This is a genomic window from Meiothermus sp. (assembly GCF_026004075.1).
Taxonomy (GTDB): domain Bacteria; phylum Deinococcota; class Deinococci; order Deinococcales; family Thermaceae; genus Meiothermus.
This window is the reverse complement of the sequence record NZ_BPIK01000002.1, coordinates 14,428-36,388: the sequence shown is the minus strand read 5'-3', so window position 1 is coordinate 36,388 and position 21,961 is coordinate 14,428. Positions and strand designations below refer to the sequence as shown.

Annotated in this window: 18 protein-coding genes and 1 riboswitch; of the genes, 11 read left to right on the top strand and 7 right to left on the bottom strand. The window is 66.0% G+C overall.

Features of this window, described 5'->3' with window-relative positions:
• Positions 1-18: 18 nt before the first annotated feature.
• The 5 genes from fabZ to Q0X18_RS12440 are packed head-to-tail and all read left to right on the top strand — an operon-like array spanning position 19 to position 4,832.
• Entirely contained in the window at positions 19-462 is a 444-nt protein-coding gene (gene fabZ, locus Q0X18_RS12460; protein WP_297562844.1) for a 3-hydroxyacyl-ACP dehydratase FabZ, read from the top strand.
• Entirely contained in the window at positions 459-1,244 is a 786-nt protein-coding gene (gene lpxA, locus Q0X18_RS12455) for an acyl-ACP--UDP-N-acetylglucosamine O-acyltransferase (protein ID WP_297562842.1), read from the top strand. The genes fabZ and lpxA overlap by 4 nt, the downstream gene beginning before the upstream one ends.
• A complete protein-coding gene (locus Q0X18_RS12450) occupies positions 1,234-2,427 on the top strand; it encodes a sugar synthetase (protein WP_297562839.1) in 1,194 nt (397 codons plus the stop codon). The genes lpxA and Q0X18_RS12450 overlap by 11 nt, the downstream gene beginning before the upstream one ends.
• A 48-nt stretch (positions 2,428-2,475) precedes the next feature.
• Positions 2,476-4,149: an ABC transporter ATP-binding protein gene (locus Q0X18_RS12445; protein WP_297562836.1), complete on the top strand. Its 1,674-nt coding sequence runs from the start codon at positions 2,476-2,478 to the stop codon at positions 4,147-4,149.
• Between the two features lie 11 nt (positions 4,150-4,160).
• On the top strand, positions 4,161-4,832 hold the full coding sequence (locus tag Q0X18_RS12440; RefSeq protein WP_297563086.1) for an RNA-binding protein: 672 nt from the start codon (positions 4,161-4,163) through the stop codon (positions 4,830-4,832).
• Here the strand turns inward: Q0X18_RS12440 and Q0X18_RS12435 are convergent, their stop codons facing one another.
• From Q0X18_RS12435 to Q0X18_RS12415, 5 genes are read right to left on the bottom strand one after another with little or no spacing between them, the layout of a single operon-like run.
• Positions 4,833-5,522 carry a carboxylesterase gene (locus Q0X18_RS12435; RefSeq protein ID WP_297562832.1) on the bottom strand — a complete coding sequence of 230 codons (690 nt, stop codon included), beginning with the start codon at positions 5,520-5,522 and terminating at the stop codon, positions 4,833-4,835.
• Between the two features lie 29 nt (positions 5,523-5,551).
• Positions 5,552-6,802 (bottom strand): glycerate kinase, encoded by a 1,251-nt coding sequence (locus Q0X18_RS12430; protein ID WP_297562829.1) that lies wholly within the window; start codon positions 6,800-6,802, stop codon positions 5,552-5,554.
• Between the two features lie 32 nt (positions 6,803-6,834).
• On the bottom strand, positions 6,835-8,112 hold the full coding sequence (gene glcF, locus Q0X18_RS12425) for a glycolate oxidase subunit GlcF (RefSeq protein ID WP_297562826.1): 1,278 nt from the start codon (positions 8,110-8,112) through the stop codon (positions 6,835-6,837).
• Positions 8,113-8,126: 14 nt separating this feature from the next.
• On the bottom strand, positions 8,127-9,200 hold the full coding sequence (locus tag Q0X18_RS12420; RefSeq protein ID WP_297562822.1) for an FAD-binding protein: 1,074 nt from the start codon (positions 9,198-9,200) through the stop codon (positions 8,127-8,129).
• 6 nt (positions 9,201-9,206) lie between these two features.
• Positions 9,207-10,649 (bottom strand): FAD-linked oxidase C-terminal domain-containing protein, encoded by a 1,443-nt coding sequence (locus Q0X18_RS12415; protein ID WP_297562819.1) that lies wholly within the window; start codon positions 10,647-10,649, stop codon positions 9,207-9,209.
• A gap of 406 nt (positions 10,650-11,055) precedes the next feature.
• On the opposite strand from Q0X18_RS12415, the gene aceE reads away from it, so the two are divergent.
• Together aceE and Q0X18_RS12405 are read left to right on the top strand one after the other, a co-directional pair.
• The gene (aceE, locus tag Q0X18_RS12410; protein WP_297562815.1) at positions 11,056-13,779 is read left to right on the top strand and encodes a pyruvate dehydrogenase (acetyl-transferring), homodimeric type; all 2,724 of its coding nucleotides are present in this window, start codon (positions 11,056-11,058) and stop codon (positions 13,777-13,779) included.
• A gap of 35 nt (positions 13,780-13,814) precedes the next feature.
• On the top strand, positions 13,815-15,116 hold the full coding sequence (locus Q0X18_RS12405; protein WP_297562813.1) for a 2-oxo acid dehydrogenase subunit E2: 1,302 nt from the start codon (positions 13,815-13,817) through the stop codon (positions 15,114-15,116).
• 58 nt (positions 15,117-15,174) lie between these two features.
• Here Q0X18_RS12405 and cmk read toward each other — a convergent pair whose 3' ends face one another.
• Positions 15,175-15,822: a (d)CMP kinase gene (cmk, locus tag Q0X18_RS12400; protein WP_297563084.1), complete on the bottom strand. Its 648-nt coding sequence runs from the start codon at positions 15,820-15,822 to the stop codon at positions 15,175-15,177.
• 47 nt (positions 15,823-15,869) lie between these two features.
• Entirely contained in the window at positions 15,870-17,150 is a 1,281-nt protein-coding gene (gene aroA / locus Q0X18_RS12395) for a 3-phosphoshikimate 1-carboxyvinyltransferase (protein WP_297562810.1), read from the bottom strand.
• Between the two features lie 136 nt (positions 17,151-17,286).
• Here aroA and Q0X18_RS12390 point away from each other — a divergent pair, with 136 nt between their 5' ends.
• The 4 genes from Q0X18_RS12390 (at position 17,287) to Q0X18_RS12375 (ending at position 21,926) form a co-directional block, all read left to right on the top strand.
• On the top strand, positions 17,287-18,264 hold the full coding sequence (locus tag Q0X18_RS12390) for a bifunctional oligoribonuclease/PAP phosphatase NrnA (protein ID WP_297562807.1): 978 nt from the start codon (positions 17,287-17,289) through the stop codon (positions 18,262-18,264).
• Positions 18,265-18,328: 64 nt separating this feature from the next.
• A riboswitch (SAM riboswitch) is annotated at positions 18,329-18,477 on the top strand.
• 43 nt (positions 18,478-18,520) lie between these two features.
• Positions 18,521-19,789, top strand: coding sequence for an O-acetylhomoserine aminocarboxypropyltransferase/cysteine synthase family protein (locus Q0X18_RS12385; RefSeq protein WP_297562805.1), 1,269 nt, complete (start codon positions 18,521-18,523; stop codon positions 19,787-19,789).
• Positions 19,779-20,654, top strand: coding sequence for a methylenetetrahydrofolate reductase [NAD(P)H] (metF, locus tag Q0X18_RS12380; protein ID WP_297562803.1), 876 nt, complete (start codon positions 19,779-19,781; stop codon positions 20,652-20,654). The genes Q0X18_RS12385 and metF overlap by 11 nt, the downstream gene beginning before the upstream one ends.
• Positions 20,655-20,762: 108 nt before the next feature.
• Positions 20,763-21,926, top strand: coding sequence for a zinc-binding dehydrogenase (locus Q0X18_RS12375; protein ID WP_297563082.1), 1,164 nt, complete (start codon positions 20,763-20,765; stop codon positions 21,924-21,926).
• The last annotated feature ends 35 nt before the right edge of the window (positions 21,927-21,961 follow it).

The following is a 21,961-nucleotide window of genomic DNA, read 5'->3' as shown; positions in this document are numbered from 1 at the left end:
GCCCTTTAGTATTAAGCCGTGGACATTTACGAGATTCTCAAGCTCCTGCCGCACCGTTACCCGTTCTTGCTAATTGATCGGGTGCTGGAAGCCGACGAAAAGCGTTTTCGGGCCTTGAAGAACGTTTCGTTTAACGAGCCGCATTTTCAAGGCCATTTTCCTGGCTATCCCATCATGCCCGGGGTGTTGTTGATCGAGGCCATGGCCCAGGGTTCGGTGGCGGTGGTGACCAAACAGCCGGAATTCAAGCCGGGGGGGCTGGTGTTTCTGGTGGGGGTGGAGGAGGCCCGCTTCAAGAAGCCGGTGGTTCCGGGCGACACCCTGATTCTGGAAGGGGAACTGCTAGCCTACCGGCGGGGTTTGGGGAAGGTGAAGGTCGAAGCCAGGGTAGAGGGCGAGTTGCGGGCCGAGGCCACCCTAACCTTTGTGTTGCGCTCCGATACAGGAGGCGCTGTTTCGTGAGCCGGGTTGCCATCCACCCCACCGCGGTGGTTTCCCCCCAAGCCCATCTGGCCCCGGACGTGAAGATTGGCCCGTATGCAGTGGTGGAAGGCCCCTGTGAGATAGGCCCTGGGGTGGAGCTAGGGCCCCATGTGGTCATCCACCCGTATGTGCGGCTGGCCGCCGGGGTTCGGGTGGGGCCCCACTCGGTGCTGGGGGGCCTCCCGCAGGATTTAAGCTTCAAAGGGCAGGAGACCTGGCTCGAGGTCGGGGAAAACACAGTCTTGCGCGAAGGGGTGATCCTGCACCGCTCCACCAAGGAAGAAGCGCCCACCCGGATCGGCGCGGGCTGCTACCTGATGGGCCATGTGCACGTGGGCCACGACGCCCAGGTGGGCGACGGTGTGATTCTGACCCAGGGCGTGGCGGTGGCCGGCCACGTAGAGATTGGCCCTTATGCGGTGGTGGGGGGGCTGGCCGGTATCCATCAGTTTGTGCGGATTGGCACCCGGGCCATGGTAGGGGCCCTCTCCAAGCCCACCCGCGATATCCTGCCCTTTACCCTGGCCGACGGCAGTCCGGCCCGGCACTACCGTCTCAACACGGTGGGGCTGCGCCGGGCCGGCATCCACGGCGAGCGCTACCGGGCCCTCGAGCAAGCCTTCCGGGCGCTGCGCGAGGGCCGCCCCCTCGAGGGCCTGCCCGATACCGAGGAGGTACAGATGCTCAAAGCCTTCCTGGCGGGGCCTTCCAGGCGCCGTCTCTCGGGCTTCGTGCGGGGCGAGCCGGATTTTGAGGTCTGAAGTCGAACCCAAGATGCTGGACGAAATTCTGCTATTGACCAACGGCCCCGGCGAGCTTTCGACCTGGGTGCCGCCTGTGTTGACGCGCCTGCGGCAGCGGGTGCCCGGGGCCCGCATCGAGCTGTTCCTGATCCGCGACCAGTTTGCCGCCGGAACCGAGCAGACCAAGGCCGAAGCACTGCAACTGGACGCCCTCTCGGGCCGCTCCGCGCTTTTCCGCAGGCTCTTGGAGCGCAAGACGGGCCGCCGTGGGCTGGTGCTGATGCTGGGAGGGGCGCCCCGCGACGCGGTGCTGCTGGGCCGGGCCACGGGCTACCCGGCTTTTTCCTACACCTTCGATGCCAAGGCCCATCACCCCGGCTTGCGGGCGGTGCTGGTGGATTCCGAGCGCACCCGGGCGGCCATGCAGGCTCGCGGGGTGAACCCGGCCCGCATCGAGGTGGTGGGCAATCTGGTGGTGGATGCCCTCCAAGAGGCGTCGATAGTGCCTGCCCCCGCCGCCGAGGTGCTGCTGCTGGCCGGTAGCCGCCCTTTTGCGGCCCGCTACCTGCTGGGGTTTTTGCTGGCGGTGGCCGAGCAGATGGCTAAAGCCCGGCCCGACCTGCGGTTTGCCTGGGTCAAGAGCCGCTTGCTGCCGGAGGCGGTGGTGGCCGAGGCGCTGGAAGCAGAGTTGGTGAAAGATCTGGGCGGGGTGGGGGCCCGCTGGGTGGGCGATCGCCTGCAAACCACCGGGGGCCTCGAGGTTCTGGTGCTGGATGAGCCCCAGCGCTATGCGGCCATGCGCTGCGCGCAGCTGGCGATTACCATTCCCGGAACCAACACCCTCGAGCTGGCCCTGGCCGGCCTGCCCTCGCTGGTGCTCTTGCCCTTGCACAAGCCGGAGATGCTACCGCTGGAGGGCTTCTGGCACTGGCTTTTGAGCGGGCCGGGCCTCCGCAGCCTCAAGCAGCGCTTCGTCTGGCGGCTGGTGGCGGGCATGCCCCACCTGGCCCTGCCCAACCTGTGGCTAAACGAGCGGGTTTTCCCCGAGTTGCGCGGGGTTTTTAGCCCGACGGAGGTGGCCTCTGCGGGCCTCGAGCTGCTCGAGCCCCAGCGGGCCCAGGAAGTCCGGGCCCGGCTAAAGCGCCTGGACGCCCGGCCCGGAGCCGATAAGCTGGTGGAGTATGTGCTGGCCCACTGCTGATACCCGGCGACGGCTTAGAAATTCCGGCAGCGGTGAAACTTTTCTTCCATGAACCTTCTCCGGCTACTGCGTCCCTTTTTGCCGCAAATTCTGCTGGCGGCCGGGCTGGCTTTGCTGCCGGCGGCGGCCCAGGCCTGGCTGCCCACCCTGGTGGTCAAGCCGCTGTTCGATCAGGTGCTGTCGGGGCAGTGGGAGCGGCTCGGAGAGGTGCTCCTGGTGGGGGCGGGCCTGCTGGCGGTGCTGGTGGTGAGCGGGTATGTGCTCGAGGCCTTTATAGGCTACCTTTCCCTCAAAATTCCGGCGGTCTGGCGGGAGCGGGTGTTTGAGCGATTGCTGCAAGCCGACCTGATGGCCCTTCCGGCCTCCTCCGGCGGGCTGACCGGGCGGCTGGTGGCCGATCTGAAGGAGCTCGAGGGCTTTTTGTTCTACAGCCTGGGGGGGCTGCTGGTACAGGGGATTCTGCTGCTGGCTCTGCTAGCCCAGCTCTTGTTGCACTACGCCCAGCTCACCCTGTACCTGCTGCTGGTGCTGCCCTTCATGGCCTTGCTGCTGGGCTGGCTTGGGGCCTGGGTGACCCGCTACAGCCGGCGCACCCAGGCCGCTATGGAGCGCCTGGCCGCCCGCATGGCCGAGGGGTTCGGGCGTCTGGAGCTGATCCGGGCCCTGAACTTGCAGGCCTTTGCCCAGGCGCGCTTCCGACACAGCAACCAGCAGCAGTACCGCTTGGGGCGCACCCGCGCCCTGATTGCGGCCCTCAACCTGCCCCTAGGGCAGCTCGCTACCACGCTGCTGCTGGGCCTGCTGCTGGCCCTGGGGGTTGGGGCGGTGCAGCGGGGGCAGATGACCCCCGGCGATCTGACCGCGTTCCTCACCTTGCTGGGGCTGGCGGTGACTCCCCTGCAACTGCTGAGCCGCATCGGCACTGGGTTTGCCCAGGCCGAGGGAGCCGCGGCCCGCCTGGTGGAGCTGCTCGAGCTGCCCCCGGCCCCGGCCATGGGGCAGCTCCGACCCCAGACCCTGGCGGGGGGCCTCGAGCTCTGCAACCTTAGCTTCGCCTACCCCGGTAGCCCGGCCACCCTGCAAAACCTCAACCTGCGCATCGCGCCGGGCTCCTTCACGGCCATTGTGGGCCCCTCGGGGGCGGGCAAGAGCACCCTGCTGCGCTTGCTGCTGGGCCTGTACCGCCCCAGTGCGGGGCAGGTCTTGCTGGATGGCCTCGAGCTACACAGCTACGAGGCGGGGTGGTTGCGGGCCCGCATGGCCTGGGTTCCGCAGGAGCCCCTGCTGTTCGCCGGAACCGTCCAGGAGAACCTGGCCGCGCTGGCCCCTGGCGCCCGCCCGGAAGCCATGCAGCAAGCCCTGGACACCGTGGGCCTGGGCCGGGAAATTGGCCTGCAAACCCCGCTCGAGGACGACGGGGGCGGGCTTTCGGTGGGGCAGCGGCAGCGCCTGGCGATTGCGGCGGCCCTGCTACGGGAGGCCAAAATTCTTTTGCTAGACGAGATTACCAGCGCCCTCGACCGCCACAGCGAGGGGCAGGTGATGGCCGCCCTCGAGGCCGCCCGCCCGGGCCGCACGGTGATTGTGGTGGCGCACCGCCTAGCCACCGTGCAGCACGCCGATCAGATCGTGGTGATGGAAAAGGGCCGGATCGTGCAGGTGGGCAGCCACGCCGAGCTGATGGGTTTGCCCGGCCTCTACGCGGACTTTTGGAAAAGTTGACGATTGAAAGGATGGACGCCATGCAGGAATACCTGAAAAAAGCTCGAGGGGGCCGGGTGGTACAGACCCCCTTTCTGGAGGCCGAGTCGCTGGAGGAACTCCGCCGGCAGGCCCAGCAGGAGGGGCTGCGCCTCGAGGCCTTCGGGGGGTTGCCCATGGCCTCGAGGAAGGTGGCGGTGCTCTTCCCCGAACACATTCCTGCGGTATCCGACCCCACCGTGGTGGTCTTCCTGACCTTCGAGGGCGACCTCGAGGCCCTGGAAGACAGGCTGCGCGCGCTGCTGGAGCCGGGGCTGCTGGGGGATCTCGAGGAGACCCAGGACGGCTTTCTGCTGGCCACCCTTCCCAAAGGCCTCAAAACCCTGCAAGAAGCCGGCCTCCAGGCCAAAGAAGCTGCGCCCGAGCAGTTGCCCAGAACGCGCGAGCGCACCCGCAGCGTGGTGGTGCCCAGCCTGCGGGTGGACGTGGTGGGGGCCAAGGGTTTTGGGGTCTCGCGCACCTACTTTGCCCAGGGGGTCAAGGCCGGCAAGGTCAAACTCCGGGGCAAGACCGCCTCGGCCAAGGACGAGATAACCGAGGGCGACCACCTGATGGCCGAAGGGCTGGGCAGCCTGGTGGTCAAAAAGGTGCTGGGCCAGACCAAGCGCGGCAATGTGAAGCTGGAGCTCGAGGTGCACCGATAGCTACACCAGCTTTTCTTTCAGCCAGGCCGCGATATCGTCGGAGATCTGCTGGGCCAGCGGATCCAGGAGCATATCGTGCTGGCTCTGGTAGACCCGGTATTCCTTATGGGGGCCCCCAATCAGGGCGAAATAGCGGCGCACCGCGGCTTCCGGCACGGTGTCGTCGTGGGCGGCCTCGAGCACCAAAGCCGGGGCCCAGACCCTGGGTAAAAGTTCGGGCACCCGTTGCTGGAGCGCGATTAGCTGGGTCAGGGCCACGGTCGGAAAATTGGGGTAGTTGGGGCTCCGCGCCCGCCGCCGGGCCTCTTCGGCGGGGTCGGTGCTATGGGCCCAGGGTTTGACGTAGTGCAGCAGCGGGGCCAGGTAGGCCAGGCGGTTCTTGAAGCCCAGCGCCGGGGCCAGGGCCACCAGGGCGGCGGTCTTGTGCTCGGCGGCCAGCCAGCCGGCCAGCAGCCCCCCCATCGAGAGGCCCACCACCGCCCTGGGCTCGGGGAGTGCCAGATAGGCTTCTCGAGCGGTCTGGAGCCAGTCCAGCCAGCGCACACCGCGCAGGTCTTCGGGCCGGGTGCCGTGGCCGGGCAGGGTGGGCTGGGCCACGGTAAACCCAGCCTTGCGCAGGGTTTCGGGGAGCGGCCCCATGGTCAGGGTGGGGTGGGAGGTAAAGCCGTGCAAAACCAGAACGTTCGACATGGGCCGGCCCTAGCTTACCGCAGTGCGGCTTACTCCACCACCAGCACCCGAAAATCGTTGAGGTTGTTGGCGGTCTCGCCGGTGATGAGCAACCCCCCCAGGGCCTGGAAAAACCCGTGCGCGTTGTTGTCGTGCAGCAGGGCCTTGAGGTCGAGGCCCTGCTGCTGGGCTCGGCTCCAGGTGTCGGGCGCCAGGATAGCGCCCGCTGCGGGGGTGTTGCCGTCGATGCCATCGGAGTCGGCGGCCAGGGCCCAGACCCCATCCGGGCCCAGGTAAAAGCCCAGCCAGGCCAGAAACTCCTGGTTGCGCCCCCCCTGGCCCGAACCGCGCACCATCACGCTGGCCTCGCCGCCGGAGAGCAGCACCACCGGGGGGCGGAAGGGGTGCCCGTGGGTGCGGATGCTCTGCACCAGGTTGGCGTGAAAGCGGGCCAGCTCGCGGGCCTCGCCCTGGAAGCGGTCGGAGAGGATGACCGCTGGGTAGCCCTGGGCCTGCCAGAAGCGCTGGGCGGCCTCGAGCAGAACCTGGTTGCTGCCAATCAGCCGGTTTTCCACCCGCTGGAAGAGGGCCTGGCCCGGCTTGGGCGACTCGGGCAGGGCACCCTTTGCGCCTTGCTCCAGGTGGGAGCGCACCTCGGGGAAGTCCAGGCCGTACTTGTCGAGCACCGCCAGGGCCTGGGCGAAGGTGGTCTCGTCGGGTACGGTGGGGCCCGAGGCAATCACCGAGAGGTCGTCGCCCGGAACATCCGATAGATACAGGGCGTGGATGCGGGCGGGGGTGGCCGCGGCCAGCCGCCCCCCCTTGATGGCGGAGACGTGCTTTCGCACCGCGTTAATCTCCTGAATGTCGGCCCCCGAGCGCAAAAGGGCCTGGGTCAGGGCCTGTTTGGTGGGGAGGTCAATCCCCCAGGGTGCACACAACAGCGCGCTGCCGCCCCCAGAGACCAGAACCAGCAGAAGATCGCTGGTTTGCAAACGCGAGACGGCCTGGAGGATGGTTTGCGCGGCCCGCATGCTCTGCTCGTCGGGCATGGGGTGGCGGGCCGGTATGATCTGACCACGTTCCGCTTGCGGCCAGTCCCGGCCCGGCTCGGCTTTGGGCACCGCTATAAAGGGCACCTGGGGAAACCGCTCCTGGGCGGCGGCCAGCATGCTCATGGCGGCTTTCCCCACCGAAACGATCAGCGCCGGGGTCTCCTGGGGGAGGTGCTGGGCGGTGAGGTGGGCGGGGTGGGTTTGCTCCAGGGCCTGCCGAAAGCTGGCGATGAGCAGCTCGCGCATAAGAGGCATTTTATCCAGGGTGCGGGGTTGCTTTAGCGGCCCGGAAGGATGGGGCTTTGGGCGTAGGCCCGATCCAGCAGCTCGAGGGTGTGTAGCACCGGAATCTCCCGGCCCAGCTTGCGCAGGTGGCTTTGGATCTGGGTGAAGCAGCCGATGTTGCCGGTGACCACCAGCTCGGCCCCCGTAGCCAGGATGTTACGGGCTTTGCGCTCGCCCAGGGTGGCGGCGATTTCGGGTTGCTCGAGGTTGTAGGTACCCGCCGAGCCACAGCACAGCTCGCCTTCGGGAATTTCCACAAGCTCGAGGCCCGGAATGCTTTTCAGCAGTTGGCGCGGCTCGGCCCGCACCTGCTGGGCGTGGGCCAGGTGGCAGGCGTCGTGGTAGGCCACCTTGAGGGGTCGCTTCAGCGGGGGCACGGCTTTCAGGCCCAGCTCGACCAGGAAAACCGAGACATCCCGGACTTTGGCGGCCATCTGACTGGCCTGGGCCTGCTCGGGTTCCCCGTGGAAGAGCAGGGGGTACTCCTTGAGGCCCGAGCCACAGCCGGCGGCGTTGGTGAGGATGGCATCGAACTCACCGGCAAAGGCACTGAGGTTGGTGCGGGCGAAGCGCAGGGCCCGCGCGCGCTCGCCGGTGTGCATCGCCAGCGCGCCGCAGCAGCCCTGGCCTTTGGGGATCACCACCTCCACCCCGTTGCGGGCCAGCACCCGCAGGGTGGCGTGGTTGAAGTTGGGCTGCAACACCTGCTGGGCACAGCCGGCCAGAAAGGCCACTCGAGCCCGCCGTTCGCCCTCGGCGGGAACCAGCTCGGGCAGGGGCTGGTGTTTGGGCAGTTGGTCGGGGAGCAGCTCGAGCGGGGCTTGCAGCAGGGGCGGCAGCAGCGGCTTGATCGGCTTGCCCAGCCGGCCCAGGGTGGCCGCAGCACGGAAGCGCGAGGGGTAGGGGAGGGTCTCCTGAAGGCCGATGCGAAAGAGCTTCTGGAAAGGGGAGCGGTGGCGCTGGGGCTCGCTCCAGCCCCGGTAGGTGGCGATGAGCTCGCCGTAGGGCACGCCGCTGGGGCAGGCCGTCACGCAGCCCTGGCAGCCCAGGCACTTATCGAGGTAGGGCTGGGCTTCCTCCATGCTCAGGTTGCCCTCCAGCACCTCTTTCATCAGAAAAATCCGCCCTCTGGGGGAGTCCATCTCCTCGCCCAGCACCTGGTAGGTGGGGCAGGCCGGCAGGCAGAAGCCACAGTGCACGCAGGCCTCGATGGCGTGGGCCATGATTTCACCCTGGGGGCCGAGCTTTTCGACGTCAATCTTGTGCTGCATAGGTTTTCCTGGGGTTACTGGGGTGGAGTAGGGCTGAACCGGCCTTGAGGATCGAGGGCGGCGGCCACCCGCTGACCAAAGACCTGTTCCAAGTCTATTCCAATCTGGGGGCGAGCGGTGTGGCCCCTCAGAACCAGACCAGATAAGTTCTGAGATCGTAACAGGGTATCCAACTGGGCCAGCTCGTCGTTCCAGGCCAGGTATAGCAGGTTGCCTGCGCTCATGTACCGGCGGGGGACACTGCCCAGGGCCTGTTCCAGGGCGGGGATCTGCCGGGCAGAGGGGGCTACTTTAACCAGATAACCCGCGCCCAGCTCGAGCCGGTTCAGGTCGCGCCAGTACCGGGCTTCGGCCTCGCCTTGCAGGAGGTCGCCGGCCCTGCCCATAAAGGCTGTGAGCCGCTCCAGCCGGGCCGGAAGGGCTTCGGGCAGGCCCCCCAGGCGGAGGGCCAGGGTGGCGGGGGGCTCGAGGTCGAGGGCGTAGAGCTCGATGGACGAGCCCGCCAGCCGGTAGAGGGCCTCGAGGGCCGCTTCCAGCTTGGGGAAGGCCACCCGCAGGGTGGCGGTGGCTTTGGGGTAGGGGAAGACCTTGAAGGCCAGCTCAGTGAGGAGGCCCAGCCGCCCCAGGCTGCCCACCATCAGCTTGGGCAGGTCGAAGCCAGCGGCGTTCTTGACAACCTTGCCACCTGCTCGCACCAGTTGGCCCGTGCCGTCCACGAACTGCACCCCCAGGATGAAGTCGCGCACCCCCCCATAGCGCTGCCGCATGGGGCCGGAAAGCCCGGCGGCCACCGTGCCCCCCAGGGTGGCCCCCTGTTCCACCAGGGGCGGGTCGAAGGGCAGGTACTGCCCGTGCTGGGCCAGAAGCCGCTCCACCTCGGCCAGGGGGGTTCCGGCCCGGGCTACCAGCACGTACTCGCCGGGGTCGTACTCCTTCACCCCCGAGAGGCCGCGCATCTCCAGAACGGTCTGGTCTTCTGTTGGCGTGGAAAGGGCCGGTTTGCTGCCGCCGCCCCTGGCCCGCACCCGGCTGTGGGCCCGGATGGCCTCCTGCACCTCGGCGGGGCTGGTGGGGTAGAGCACGGTCATGGCAGCCTACTCCCTCGAGATAACCCCGGCCCGCTCCAGGGGGTGGGGCCCGGCCTGGTGCAGCGCAGGGGCTTCGCCGCCGGGGAACATCTTGCCGCGGTTGGAAAGCTCGAGGGGATCGAGGGCCAGACGGATGCGCCGCATGGCGGCCAGGTCGGCCTCGGAGAACATCTCGGGCATGTAGGCTTTCTTCTCCATGCCCACCCCGTGCTCGCCGGTGATGGAGCCGCCCAGGGCCACGCACAGGCGCAGGATCTCCCCCGCCAGCTCCTCGGCCCGCTCGAACTCCCCGGCCACCCGCCCGTTGTAGAGAATCAGGGGGTGCAGGTTGCCATCTCCGGCGTGGAAGACGTTGGCGACCCGCAGGCCATACCGCGCGGAGAGCCGCTCGATCTCGGCCAGGGCCTGGCCCAGCCGGGAGCGGGGAACCACCCCGTCCTGCACGATGTAGTCGGGCGAGAGCCGCCCCACCGCCGAGAAGGCGGCCTTGCGCCCTTTCCAGATTTTCAGGCGCTCCTCGGCGCTCTGGGCCACCCGCACCTCGTAGGCCCCCGAGCGCCGGATGACTTCGTCCAGGTAGCGGGCCTCGGCCTCCACCTGGGGGGTTTCGCCCTCGAGCTCCACGATCAACAGGGCCCGGGCCTCCCTTGGATAACCGGCTTTGACCGCGGCCTCGGCGGCTTCGATCGCCAGCGAGTCCATAATCTCCATCGCGCCGGGCAAAAGCCCGGAGGCCACCACTGCGGCCACCGCGTCGCCGGCTTTCTCCAGCGAGTCGTAGGCGGCCAGCACGGTGTGATAGGTCTCGGGTTTGGGCAAAAGGCGCAGGGTGATCTCGGTGGCGATGCCCAGCAGTCCCTCGCTGCCCACGAACAAGCCCAGCCAGTCGGGGCCGGTGTTTTCCAGGCTCTCGCTGCCCAGCACCACGGTCTCGCCGTCGGGCAGCACCACCTTGGCCGCCAGCACGTGGTTGGAGGTCATGCCGTACTTGAGGCAGTGGGCCCCGCCCGAGTTAAAGGCCAGGTTCCCCCCGATGGTCGAGACCGGCTGGGAGGAGGGGTCGGGGGCGTAGTAAAGGCCATAGGGGGCGGCGGCGTTTGAGACCTGGAGGTTGATAAAGCCCGGCTCTACCACCGCGATGCGTTCCTGTGGATCCAGCCGCAGCAGTTTGTTCATCCTGTTGAGGCCAATCAAAAGCCCCCCATCAATCGGTAGCGAGCCCCCCGAAAGGCTGGTGCCGGAGCCACGGGCCACATAGGGTATCCGGTGCCTGGCACACCAGCGCACCGCGGCCACCACCTCCTCGTGGCTTTCGGGCAGTACCACCGCCAGGGGCCGGGCCCGGAAGGCCGTAAGGGCATCGGACTCGTAAGGGGTCAGTTCGCCGGGTTTGTGCAGCAGGCGACTGGGTGGGAAGAGCTGGGCTAGCTCGTGTAGAGCAGGGCTCATGGAGTGCTCCAGCGGTCGGCCCTGGCCTTTGCATGCCCGGAAGATTTGCAGATGCTTCTAGCTCTAGACTGCATGCAGGCCCCCGTGTGCTTTGAAGCTAGCTGTACTTTGAAATTTTGTCAATATATAAAAATATTTTTTATGTATAAAAAATGGAACAGGAAAATGCGCCAGCGATAGCCTGCCAGTAAAAATTGCTGAATTGCGTACTCCACGGGAATGCCCGGGTCTTTATTTACCATTTGATAAAAGTTTTTTATAAGCTGTAAAAAAAACACTTCCTTACGATTGGACAAATAAAAATCTGCTGTAATGTAAGGCTGATGACAAAGAATAGCCGCCAAATGCCGAATGCCTGGGGCGCTGAAGCCGGGTCTTGTCGGCGATTGGTCCAGAGGAGGCCCCCATGGTTGAAGACCGCGAACTGATTGCCGCCCGTGCCGGGCTATCTGCCGAAGAGCAGATCAGGCTAGAAGACCTCGAGAACCAGGAGTGGCGCGAGAGCCTCGAGTACGTCCTGCGCACTGCCGGACGCGACCGGGTGGCGCAGCTCATGGAGATGCTCGAGAACTACGCCTACCGCAACGGGGTGGTCATCCACGACAAGGTCAACACCCCCTACGTGAACACCATCTCGGTGGAGCACCAGCCCCCCTATCCGGGCGACCTCGAGCTCGAGCAGCGCATCGCCAACATCCTGCGCTGGAACACCATCGCCATCGTGCAGCAGGCCAACAAAAAATCCGACGGTATCGGCGGGCATATCGCCACCTACGCCAGCATTGCCGAGCTGATGGAGATGGGCTTCAACCACTTTTTCCGCGGGCACGATAGCCCCGACCGCGATCTGGTCTTCTACCAGGGGCACATGTCGCCGGGCATCTATGCCCGCAGCTACCTGGAGGGCCGCCTGACCGAGGACGACCTGGGCAAGTTCCGCCGTGAGCTTTTGGGTGGGCCGGGCCGGGGCCTTTCCAGCTACCCCCACCCCTGGCTGATGCCCGACTACTGGGAGTTTCCCACCGTCAGCATGGGGCTGGGGCCCCTGCAGGCCATCTACCAGGCCCGCTTCATGCGCTACCTGGAAGACCGGGGCCTCAAGCCAAAAACCAACGCCAAGGTCTGGGCTTTTCTGGGCGATGGCGAGCAGGACGAGGTCGAAACCCTGGGGGCTTTGCGGGTGGCTGCGAGCGAGGAACTCGACAACCTGATCTTCGTGATCAACGCCAACCTGCAGCGCCTCGACGGGCCGGTGCGGGGTAACTCCAAGGTGATCCAGGAGCTCGAGAGCGTCTACCGGGGCAACGGCTGGAACGTGATCAAGGTGGTCTGGGGCAGCGCCTGGGACGAGCTGTTCGCCAAAGATACCGAAGGTGTGCTGCTCGAGCGCATGGAGCAGCTCGTGGACGGCGAGAGCCAGCGCTACGCGGCCTACGGCGGCAAGGAGCTGCGCGAGAAGTTCTTTAACACCCCCGCCCTCAAAAAACTGATTGAGGGCCTGAGCGACGAAGACCTCGACCGCCTGACCCTTTCGCGCGGGGGCCACGACAACCGCAAGATCTACGCTGCCTATAAAGCCGCTATGGAGCACCGCGGCTCACCCACCGTCATCATCGCCCGCACGGTTAAGGGCTACTGCCTGGGCCCCACCGCCCAGGCCAAGAACGTGGCCCACCAGGTCAAGAAGCTCACCCTGGAAGACCTGCGGGAGGCGCGGGATCACCTGGGTATTCCCATCCCCGACGAAGAGCTGGAGAAAACCCCCTTCTACCACCCCGGCAAAGACTCGCCGGAGGTCAGGTACATGCTCGAGCGCCGTAAAGCCCTGGGCGGCCTGATTCCCGAGCGGCGGGTGCGCGAATACCGGCTCAAAACCCCCGATCTGGCCTTCTTCGAGGAGTTCCTGGCAGGCTCCGGCGGGCGCGAAATCTCCACCACCATGGCCTTCGTGCGGATGCTGACCAAGCTGGTGCGCCACCCCGAGGTGGGCAAATACATCGTGCCCATCGTGCCCGACGAGGCCCGTACCTTTGGCATGGAAGGGGTGATCAGCACGGTGGGCATCTACTCGCCCAAGGGCCAGCTCTACACCCCGGTGGACGCCGGCACCGTGACCGTCTACCGTGAGTCCGAGACCGGCCAACTGCTGCAGGAGGGCATCAACGAGGCCGGGGCCATGAGCAGCTTCATCGCCGCCGGAACCGCCTACGCCCACCACGGCATTCCCACCATTCCCTTTTACATCTACTACTCGATGTTTGGCCTCCAGCGGGTGGGTGATCTGGTCTGGGCTGCCGGCGACCAGCGCACCAAGGGCTTTTTGCTAGGGGCTACGGCGGGCCGCACCACCCTGAACGGCGAGGGTCTGCAACACGAAGACGGCCACTCTCACGTGCTGGCCCTGCCGGTGCCCAACATGCCGGCCTACGACCCGGCCTTTGCCTACGAGCTGGCGGTGATCCTGCAGGATGGGATGAAACGCATGTACCAGGACGGTGAGGACATCTTCTACTACATCACCCTGATGAACGAGAACTATGTCCAGCCGGCCATGCCCGAGCCGCGCGAGGAAACCCGCCAGGGCATCCTGAAGGGCCTGTATTTGTTCAAGAAAAGTGAGCTTAAGAAGCCCAAGGCCAGGGTGCAGCTCCTGGGCAGCGGCACCATCCTGAACGAGGTGATCAAAGCGGCGGAGATGCTCGAGCGCGACTACGGCATCGCGGCCGATGTCTGGAGTGCTACCAGCTACAAGGCCCTCTACTACGATGCCATCGAGGTGGCCCGCCACAACCGCCTTAACCCTGGTAGCAAAGCCAGGCTGCCCTATGTGGCCCAGTGCCTGAACCCCACCGAAGGCCCCATTGTGGCAGCCTCCGATTACATGAAGGTTCTGCCCGCAATGGTCTCAGGCTTCCTGAACCGCCCCATCCACAGTCTGGGCACCGACGGCTTCGGGCGCTCCGAGACCCGCGAAGCCTTGCGCGACTTCTTCGAAGTGGACGCCAGGCACGTACTGATAACAGCTCTTTCGGCGTTGCGCGGTGAGGGTAAGGTCAGCGCCAGTACCTTTACCGAAGCCATCAAGAAGCTCGGCATTGACCCCAAGCGGGAGCATCCGCACAAACGCTAAATGTTGGACTGTTGGCGCGATATACGGGAGCAAACATGGCTGAATTGAAACTACCCGATCTGGGCGATAACGTAACCTCCGCTGTGGTGGTGGGGGTGCTGATCAAAGAAGGCGATACCATTGCGGCAGGCCAGCCGGTGTTGGAGCTGGAAACCGATAAAGCCGTGATGGAAGCCCCTGCTTCCGAGGGCGGCACGGTTTCCAAGGTTTTGGTCAAACCCGGCGACGAGGTTAAGAGCGGACAGGTAATTGCGGTGCTGGGGGATGCCGCCTCCAGCGCAGAGAAGCAGGAACTCAAAAAGGAGCCGGAACGCAAAGAGGAAAAAGCCGCGCCAGCGCCTGCCCCCTCACCAGCACCCGCAGCCACCCCATCCGCTCCTGCGGCGGCGCCCCGCCCGCCGGTTCCGCCGGCACCGGCGGGCCAGCGCAGGCTGATTCCGGCGGCCCCCAGCGTGCGCAGGCTGGCGCGGGAGATGGGCATTAACCTGCTGGAAGTGGTGGGCAGCGGCCCGGCCTACCGCATCTCGGAAAACGATCTCAAGCGTTTTGCGGCGGGGGAAGCTCCGGCGGTTTCGGCGCCACAGCCCTCCAGCACACCTGCGCCTGCCCTGCCCGATTTCAGCAAGTTTGGCCCGGTGCGCCGCGAGGCCATGTCGGGGGTTCGCCGGGCCACCGTGCGTAGCATGGCCCAGGCCTGGAGCACCATCCCCATGGTTACCCAGTTCGACAAGGCCGACATCACCGAGATGGAGGCCCTGCGCAAGCGGATGGCCCCCAGGGCCGAGCAACGGGGGGCCAAGGTCACCATGACCGCCATCCTGCTTAAAATAGCTGCGGCGGCCCTCAAGCAGTTCCCCAAGTTCAACGCCTCGATTGATACGGCTACCAACGAGATAATCTACAAAGATTACATCCACATCGGAGTGGCGGTGGACACCCCCACGGGCCTGCTGGTGCCGGTGGTGCGCGACGTGGACAAGAAGGGGGTGATAGCCCTGGCTAAAGAGCTGGGCGAGATTGCCGCCAAAGCCCGCGACCGCAAGCTGACCCCGGAGGAGATGCAAGGGGCTACCTTTACCATCTCCAACCTGGGCGGTATTGGTGGCACGGGCTTTACCCCCATTGTTAACTGGCCTGAGGTGGCTATTATGGGTGTCTCGCGCAGCAGCATGGAGCCGGTGTGGAATGCTGAGAAAGGCACTTTTGAACCGCGCAACATGATGCCCTTCTCGCTTTCCTACGACCACCGCCTGATTGACGGGGCCGACGCGGCCCGCTTCTGCCGCTTTGTGGCCGAGCTGCTGGAGGATCCCTTCTTGCTGGGGTTTGAAGGATAGGCGTACCCTTTGTGCAGTTTGCAGACAAAGGATTTGGTAAGTCCCCGTCCTGGCTTTGTCAGGACGGGGTAGTGCTAGATGCCCCGGACGGCGGGGTGATGTGCTCGAGCACCCTTTGCACCACCCCGTCGAGGTCGAGGTAGCTGGTGTCCAGGATAATGGCATCCTTGGCCGGGGCGCTCTGGCGTTTGTCGGCCTCGTCGCGCCGGATGATTTCGGCCAGCACCGTGTCGAAGGCGGCGCCCCGCTCGGGGACGCGGCGCTGGGCCCGTACCTCGGGGTTGGCGGTGAGATAGAACTTGTAGCGGGCCTGGGGAAACACCGTGCTGCCCATGTCGCGCCCGTCCACCACGAAAGGGGGCGGAATCTGGCGCAGCACCTGGTTGACGTATTCCCGGATGGCGGGGCGCACGGCTACCGCCGAAACAACCTGGTCTACCTCGAGGCTGTGCAAGGCCTCGCTCACCTCGTGGCCGTCCAGAAAAACCAGGTTCTGGGTGGCAGTGGGCTGGAGCTCGAGGCGGTGCTTTGCCAAGCGCGTCTCTATCTCCTCGGCAGAAACGTTCTCGAGCAAGCACATCAGGGCCACCGCCCGGTACAGCAGGCCGCTGGAGATGTAGGGAATGCCCAGACGCTGGGCCACCAGTTTGGCCACGCTGGTTTTGCCCGAGGCGGAGGGGCCGTCTATGGTGATGATCTCAGTCATGCGGTGGTGGGGTTGCTGGTCTTGTGCGGTGTTCAAGGCTAAAATCCTTACTTGTTACCTGCGAGTCGTTCTAAATCTTCCCAGAAGCTCGGGAAGCTGATGCTGGCCCACTCGGCATCCTGCACTGTGACCCCTTTGGGTAGGCCGCAGACCGCAAAGGCCATGGCGATGCGGTGGTCGTGGAAGGGTTCAACCAGGCCGCCCCCCGCCACGCGGCCGCCGCGAATCCGCAGCCAGTCGGGGCCTACCTCGACCGGCACGCCCAGGTTTTGCAGGTTTTTGGCGATGGCCGCCACCCGGTCGGACTCCTTGACCCGCAGCTCCTCGAGGCCCGGAATATAGGTCTCGCCCTCGGCCCAGGCCGCCGCCGCCGCCAGGATGGGCACCTCGTCCACCATTAGTGGGATGAGTTGGGGGTCTACCGCCACACCCCGGAGCTGGGAGGAACGGGCCCGGATCCAGCCCACCGGCTCGCCGTCCTGCCCCTCGGTCACTTCCCAGCTCAGGTCGGCCCCCATCTCTTTGAGCACCGTGAGCAGCCCGGTGCGGGTGGGGTTGAGGCCCACACCCTCCAAGGTCACCTCGGAATCGGGGGTGATCAGGGCAGCCACAATAAAAAAGGCCGCGCTGCTAAAGTCGCCGGGTACGGTCAGATCTTTGGCGGCGAAGGGTTCGGCCCGGCGGGTGCGAATCAGGCGTCCTTCCACCTCGATCGGCAGGCCGTAGTGCCTGAAGACCCGCTCGGTGTGGTCGCGGGTGGGGGCCGGCTCCAGCACCTCGGTGTCTTCTTCGGCAAAAAGCCCCGCCAGCAGAAGGGCACTCTTGACCTGGGCGCTGGCTACCGGCAGCTCGTAGTGGATGCCCCGCAGCCCGCCGCCCCGGATAGCTAAGGGGGCCAGCCTGCCGTTCTCGCGGCCTTCGATGCGGGCACCCATCTGCCGCAAGGGGAGGGTCACCCGGCCCATGGGCCGCCGCCGGAGCGAGGCATCGCCAGTGAGCACCGCGAAAATTTCCTGCCCCGACAAAAGCCCCGCCACCAGCCGCATCAGGGTGCCGGCGTTGCCGCAGTCGAGCACGTCGCCGGGTTCTTTGAGCCGAAGGCCCACCCCCTTGATGTGAAAATGCTCGCCCTGCTCGGTAATTTCGGCCCCAAGCTGGCGCATCACCTGCGCGGTGGAGAGGGTGTCGCCGGCCTTAAGCGGGTAGTAGAGGGTGCTTTCGCCCTGGGCCAGCGTGCCCAGCATAAGGCCGCGGTGGGTGACCGACTTGTCGCCGGGAACGCGAAGGGTGCCCTTGAGGGAGGGGGTGGGGGAGATGAGCCGTTCCATAAGTCCAACCGGGATTATAGCCTGTACGCGCAACCGGCCCGAGATATTGGGGCGTTGATTTTTTCCGCTGTGAGGAGGGGAGTTGGCGAATAGCGTACTCACTTGGCCGGGCGATTTGCCGTTATAGTGAGATGCTATGGACGCTGCACACAACGCCCCCGAGCCCCGCTACTGGGAGAAGATTCGAACCGTGGCCGACACCTTGCGCGAGCTCGAGGGCCCCATCATCGTGGTCTCGCACGTAGACCCCGATGGCGATGCCATTGGCTCGTCGCTGGGGCTCTTTCGAGCCCTCAGAGCCCTGGATAAAAATGTGACCTGGATTGCCAACCCCCCGCGTTTCCTGCGGTTTTTGGTGCGGGAAGACGAGTACAGCGACCCCATCCAGCAGGTGCCGGAGGGGGCCACCCTGGTGGTGCTGGACTCGGCGGAGCCCAGCCGGGTGGCGGGCGCGCCGGTGGAGGGATTCGTGATCAACATTGACCACCACGGCACCAACCCGCGCTTTGGCTACCTTTCGGTGGTGGATCCCTCCAAGGCTGCCACCGCCCAGATCGTCAAAGACCTGATTGATGCGCTGGGGGTCACCTGGACACCCGAGATTGCCACCCCGGTGCTGACCGGCCTGATCACCGACACCGGCAACTTTCGCTTTGCCAACACCACCCCCGAGGTGCTGCACACCGCCGCCGAGCTGGTGGGGCACGGGGTGCAACTGGCCGAGCTGACCGACCGCCTGCAGTGGCGGCCGGTGGGCTACTTCAAGGTGATGGGGGCGGTGCTTTCCACGGTGGAGTTTCACTTTGGGGGGCTGCTGGTGACGGCCCATATGCCCCCCGGGATTAACGAGGAAGACTCCGACGACTTTGTGGGTATCATCCGCTACGCCGAAGGCAGCCAGATTGCGGTTTTTCTGCGCGAACGCGAGGAAGGTGTGAAAATCAGCATTCGCAGCCGTGGGGGGGTCTCGGCCCAGGCGGTGGCGGTCAAGCTGGGCGGTGGAGGCCATGTGCCGGCGGCGGGGGCCACCCTGCGGGGGGTGACGCTGGAGGAGGCCTACCGAAAGGTGCTGGCGACGGTGGAGGAGGAGCTCCGGCGGGTGGGCTACCTGTAGCTTGACGACGCTTCTCCCAGCCCATACCATTGCATAGAACCTTACCCACCCAGGGTAAGCAGTTCTTCTATCCAGAGCAGCGGAGGGAACGGCCCGATGAAGCTGCGGCAACCTGCGGGGGTAATCGCCCATTACCGAGAAACCCCCGCGCTTGGTGCCAAATCCGCCCCGGTGTCGCTAGGCACAGCAAAGGCACCAGGGGAAAGATGGAAGAAGGGAACAAAGCCCTTCTTCGTGCAGGACAGAAGGAGGGTAGATGGAGTTTTCTAGTCTGGCTGTTTTGAGTGGGCTTCCCCCACAAGATCCCCATAACGCGGTGGGCGTGCCGATCTATGCGACGGCGGCCTATGGTTTCGCCGACCTGGAGGACGGCGCCCACAAGTTTGCCACCAACCAGGGCTACACCTATACCCGCCTCCAGAACCCCACGGTGGCGGCCCTCGAGGCCCGCCTCACCGCCCTGGAAGGGGCTTTGGGGGCGGTCTGCCTGGCCTCGGGGCAGGCCGCCAGCTTTGCCAGCCTGCTGGCCCTGGTGCGCGCGGGCGACGAGGTGATAGCCAGCCCCGGCTTGTTTGGCGGCACGGTGGGCCTTTTGAACCAGGTGTTTGGCCTGATGGGGGTGCGGGTGCACTTTGTGGCGCCCGAAGTGGCGGCGGTGCAGGCGGCTTTGAACGAGAAGACCCGGGCGGTTTTCGTGGAGGTGCTGGGCAACCCCTCGCTCGAGCTCCCCGACCTGCAAGGGCTGGCCGGGCTGTGCGAGGCCCACCGGGTGGCCCTGGTGGTGGACAACACCTTTGGCGCGGTGGGGGCCCTGGCCCGCCCCCTGGAGCACGGGGCGCACGTGGTGGTGCACAGCTTAACCAAGTGGGCCAGCGGCCACGGCTCAATTCTGGGGGGTGCGGTGCTCTCGCGGGAAACCGCCCTCTGGCAGCATTACCCGCAGTTCACCAGCCCCGATGCCCAGGGCAAAATCCCCTGGGAGCAGTTTGGGGCGCGGTGTTTCCTGGAGCGGGTGCGCCAGTTGGGGCTCTCGCTGGGCGGGATGGTGCTCTCGCCCTTCAACGCCTATTTGCTTTTTCAGGGCCTCGAGACCCTGGCGCTGCGCATCGAGCGGGCCAGCCAGACCGCCCTGACCCTGGCCCGCTGGCTCGAGTCCCAGCCCCAGGTGGCCTGGGTGCGCTACCCCGGCCTGCCCACCGACCCGGCCCACCCCCGGGCCGCCCAGTACCTGCGCGGGGGGTTTGGCAGCATCCTGACCTTTGGCATCCGGGGAGGGCTCGAGGGGGCCAGCCGCTTCCTTGCCAACCTGAAGATCATCCAGGCGCCCAACGTGGGGGATGCCCGCACCCTGGCGGTGCACCCCTGGACCACCACCCACAGCCGCATCCCCGAGGCAGCCCGCCGGGCGGCGGGGGTGGGCCCGGAGACCATCCGCCTTTCGGTGGGCCTCGAGAGCCCCCAGGACCTCCAGCAGATGCTCCTGGAGGCGTTGGCCAGTGTGGAGCAGGTGGGCCATGAAGATTAGCACCCTGCTGCAAAGCGGCCGACCGCTTTTCTCCTTCGAGTTCTTTCCGCCCAAAACCCCCCAGGGCGAGGCCGCCCTGTTCCGCACCCTGCACGAGTTAAAGCCCCTGAAGCCCGCCTTTGTCTCTATCACCTATGGGGCCGGGGGCAGCGAGCGCAACAAAACCGCCGAGTGGGCCGCCCGCATCCAGAACGAGGTGGGGCTGCCGGCCATGGCCCATCTGACCTGCGTGGGCAGCACCCGCGAGGAACTGCTGGCCCGCCTGCACGAGTATGCCCAGGCGGGGGTGGAGAACATCATGGCGCTGCGGGGCGACCCCCCCCACGGGGCACGGGAATTCCAGCCGGTGGCCGGGGGTTTCCGCTACGCCTCCGAACTCGTGGCCCTGATCCGGGCCGAGTTTGGCGATCGCTTCGCGGTGGCTGGGGGCGGCTACCCCGAGGGACACCCAGAGGCGGTGAGCCTCGAGGCCGACCTGCGCCACCTGAAGCAAAAGGTGGAGGCCGGTCTCGACTTCGTGGTCACCCAGCTTTTCTTCAACAACGCGCTTTACTTTGGCTTCGTGGAGCGGGCTCGCCGCATTGGGATTCGGGTGCCCATCGTGCCGGGCCTGATGCCCATCACCGACCTGGCCCAGGTGCGCCGATTCATGGATCTGTGCGGGGCCAGCATCCCAGGGCCGCTGCTCTCGCGCCTCGAGCGCGCCCAAAGCCCCGAGGAGGTGCTGGAGATCGGGGTTGAGCACACCACCCGCCAGGCCCAGGAGCTGCTCGAGGCCGGGGTTCCGGGCCTGCACCTCTACACCCTCAACAAATCGCCAGCCACCCGGCGGGTCATGCAAAACCTGCAGATAGTTCTGAGGTGATCTTTCTCCAAAGTCTATTTGGGAGCAAAATGGAGGGGCATGCAAACCTCGGCGACGGCTCCAGCTACCCAAAACCTAACCCGCCTCGGTGCTGGTTCGCGGGTGCTTATGCGCGGTTTGCTCTTTACTCCCTCCATCCCGCGTTACGCGGCCGCCAAGCTGTTGGGTAAGCGCTACCCGGCCCGGGCGCTTTCCTTGCAGCTAGCCACCCTACCCGAACCCGAACGGCCCGCGGGTTTTGAGCGCCTCAAGGTGCGGCTATCGGGCATTTGCGGGAGTGATCTGGCCCTGCTCTACGGCAAACAGGCCCCCACCCTTTCCGGGATGTTCTCCTTCCCGGCGATCCTGGGGCACGAGATTCTAGCCGAGCTGGGGGGGGTGCGGGTGGCGGTCAATCCGGTGCTGGCCTGCCTCGAGCGCGGCCTGCCGGACTGTCCGGCCTGTGCCCGGGGCGACGATCACCTCTGCCTCAACGTGGCCGAAGGCAACTTTGGCCCCGGTATGCTGGGCTTTTGCAAAGACCTGGGGGGCGGCTGGGCCCAGCGTATGGTGGCCCACCGCGAACGCATCTTTCCCATTGCCGAAAGCGTGCCCGACGAGCGCGCCGTACTCACTGAACCTGCAGCGGTGGTGCTGCACGGACTGCGGCAGGCCTGGGGCGAAAGCAAACCCCGCACCAAGCCAGAAATCCATCACATGAATTGGCGCATGAACTGGCCTGCTCAGGTACTGGTCATTGGGGCCGGAACCATCGGTCTGCTGGCCGTCAAAATGCTGCGGGTGCTGGGGTTTGAGGGGCCTTTGTGGGCGGTGGCTCGCCATCCCCGCCAGGCCGAGTTAGCACGGCAGTTTGGCGCTAATCAGGTTTTTCCCTCCACCCAGGCGGCTCAACAAGCGGCCGGAGGCCGGCGTTACCGGGGTATTTTGGGGGCCACCTCCTGGCGGGGCGGTTTTGAGGGGGTGGTGGAGGCCTCGGGTTCCCCCAGGGGTTTACAGGAGGCTAGCTGGGCTGTGCAGGAAGGGGGGCGGGTCTTGCTGCTGGGGGCCCCGGCCACCGCCTTGCACGACTTTTCGCCCTACTGGTTCCGCGAGGTGAGGCTGGTGGGCAGCTATGCCTATAGCTGGGACGACTTCGCCGAGGCGGTCAGGCTGCTGCCCGAGATGGAGGGTGTGGAGGCCATGGTCACCCACAAATTTGGCCTCGAGGCCTGGCCCGAGGCCATCAAAACCGCGGCCACCCGGCGGGGCATCAAGGTGGTGTTCAAACCGTAACTGCTTCCGCGGTGCCCGCTTGTCTTCGAGGCCGC

Excerpts from the sequence above, each read along its gene's own strand:
- Q0X18_RS12420 (WP_297562822.1), bottom strand. The coding sequence starts at position 9,200 with ATGACCGTGCTCTACCCCACCAGCCCCGCCGAGGTGCAGGAGGCCATC.
- Q0X18_RS12375 (WP_297563082.1), top strand. The coding sequence starts at position 20,763 with ATGCGCGGTTTGCTCTTTACTCCCTCCATCCCGCGTTACGCGGCCGCC.
- Q0X18_RS12435 (WP_297562832.1), bottom strand. The coding sequence starts at position 5,522 with ATGTCGAACGTTCTGGTTTTGCACGGCTTTACCTCCCACCCCACCCTG.
- aroA (WP_297562810.1), bottom strand. The coding sequence starts at position 17,150 with ATGGAACGGCTCATCTCCCCCACCCCCTCCCTCAAGGGCACCCTTCGC.
- cmk (WP_297563084.1), bottom strand. The coding sequence starts at position 15,822 with ATGACTGAGATCATCACCATAGACGGCCCCTCCGCCTCGGGCAAAACC.
- glcF (WP_297562826.1), bottom strand. The coding sequence starts at position 8,112 with ATGCAGCACAAGATTGACGTCGAAAAGCTCGGCCCCCAGGGTGAAATC.
- Q0X18_RS12445 (WP_297562836.1), top strand. The coding sequence starts at position 2,476 with ATGAACCTTCTCCGGCTACTGCGTCCCTTTTTGCCGCAAATTCTGCTG.
- Q0X18_RS12440 (WP_297563086.1), top strand. The coding sequence starts at position 4,161 with ATGGACGCCATGCAGGAATACCTGAAAAAAGCTCGAGGGGGCCGGGTG.
- Q0X18_RS12415 (WP_297562819.1), bottom strand. The coding sequence starts at position 10,649 with ATGAGCCCTGCTCTACACGAGCTAGCCCAGCTCTTCCCACCCAGTCGC.
- metF (WP_297562803.1), top strand. The coding sequence starts at position 19,779 with ATGAAGATTAGCACCCTGCTGCAAAGCGGCCGACCGCTTTTCTCCTTC.
- Q0X18_RS12430 (WP_297562829.1), bottom strand. The coding sequence starts at position 6,802 with ATGCGCGAGCTGCTCATCGCCAGCTTTCGGCAGGCCCTGGAGCAAACC.
- Q0X18_RS12385 (WP_297562805.1), top strand. The coding sequence starts at position 18,521 with ATGGAGTTTTCTAGTCTGGCTGTTTTGAGTGGGCTTCCCCCACAAGAT.
- Q0X18_RS12390 (WP_297562807.1), top strand. The coding sequence starts at position 17,287 with ATGGACGCTGCACACAACGCCCCCGAGCCCCGCTACTGGGAGAAGATT.
- Q0X18_RS12405 (WP_297562813.1), top strand. The coding sequence starts at position 13,815 with ATGGCTGAATTGAAACTACCCGATCTGGGCGATAACGTAACCTCCGCT.
- aceE (WP_297562815.1), top strand. The coding sequence starts at position 11,056 with ATGGTTGAAGACCGCGAACTGATTGCCGCCCGTGCCGGGCTATCTGCC.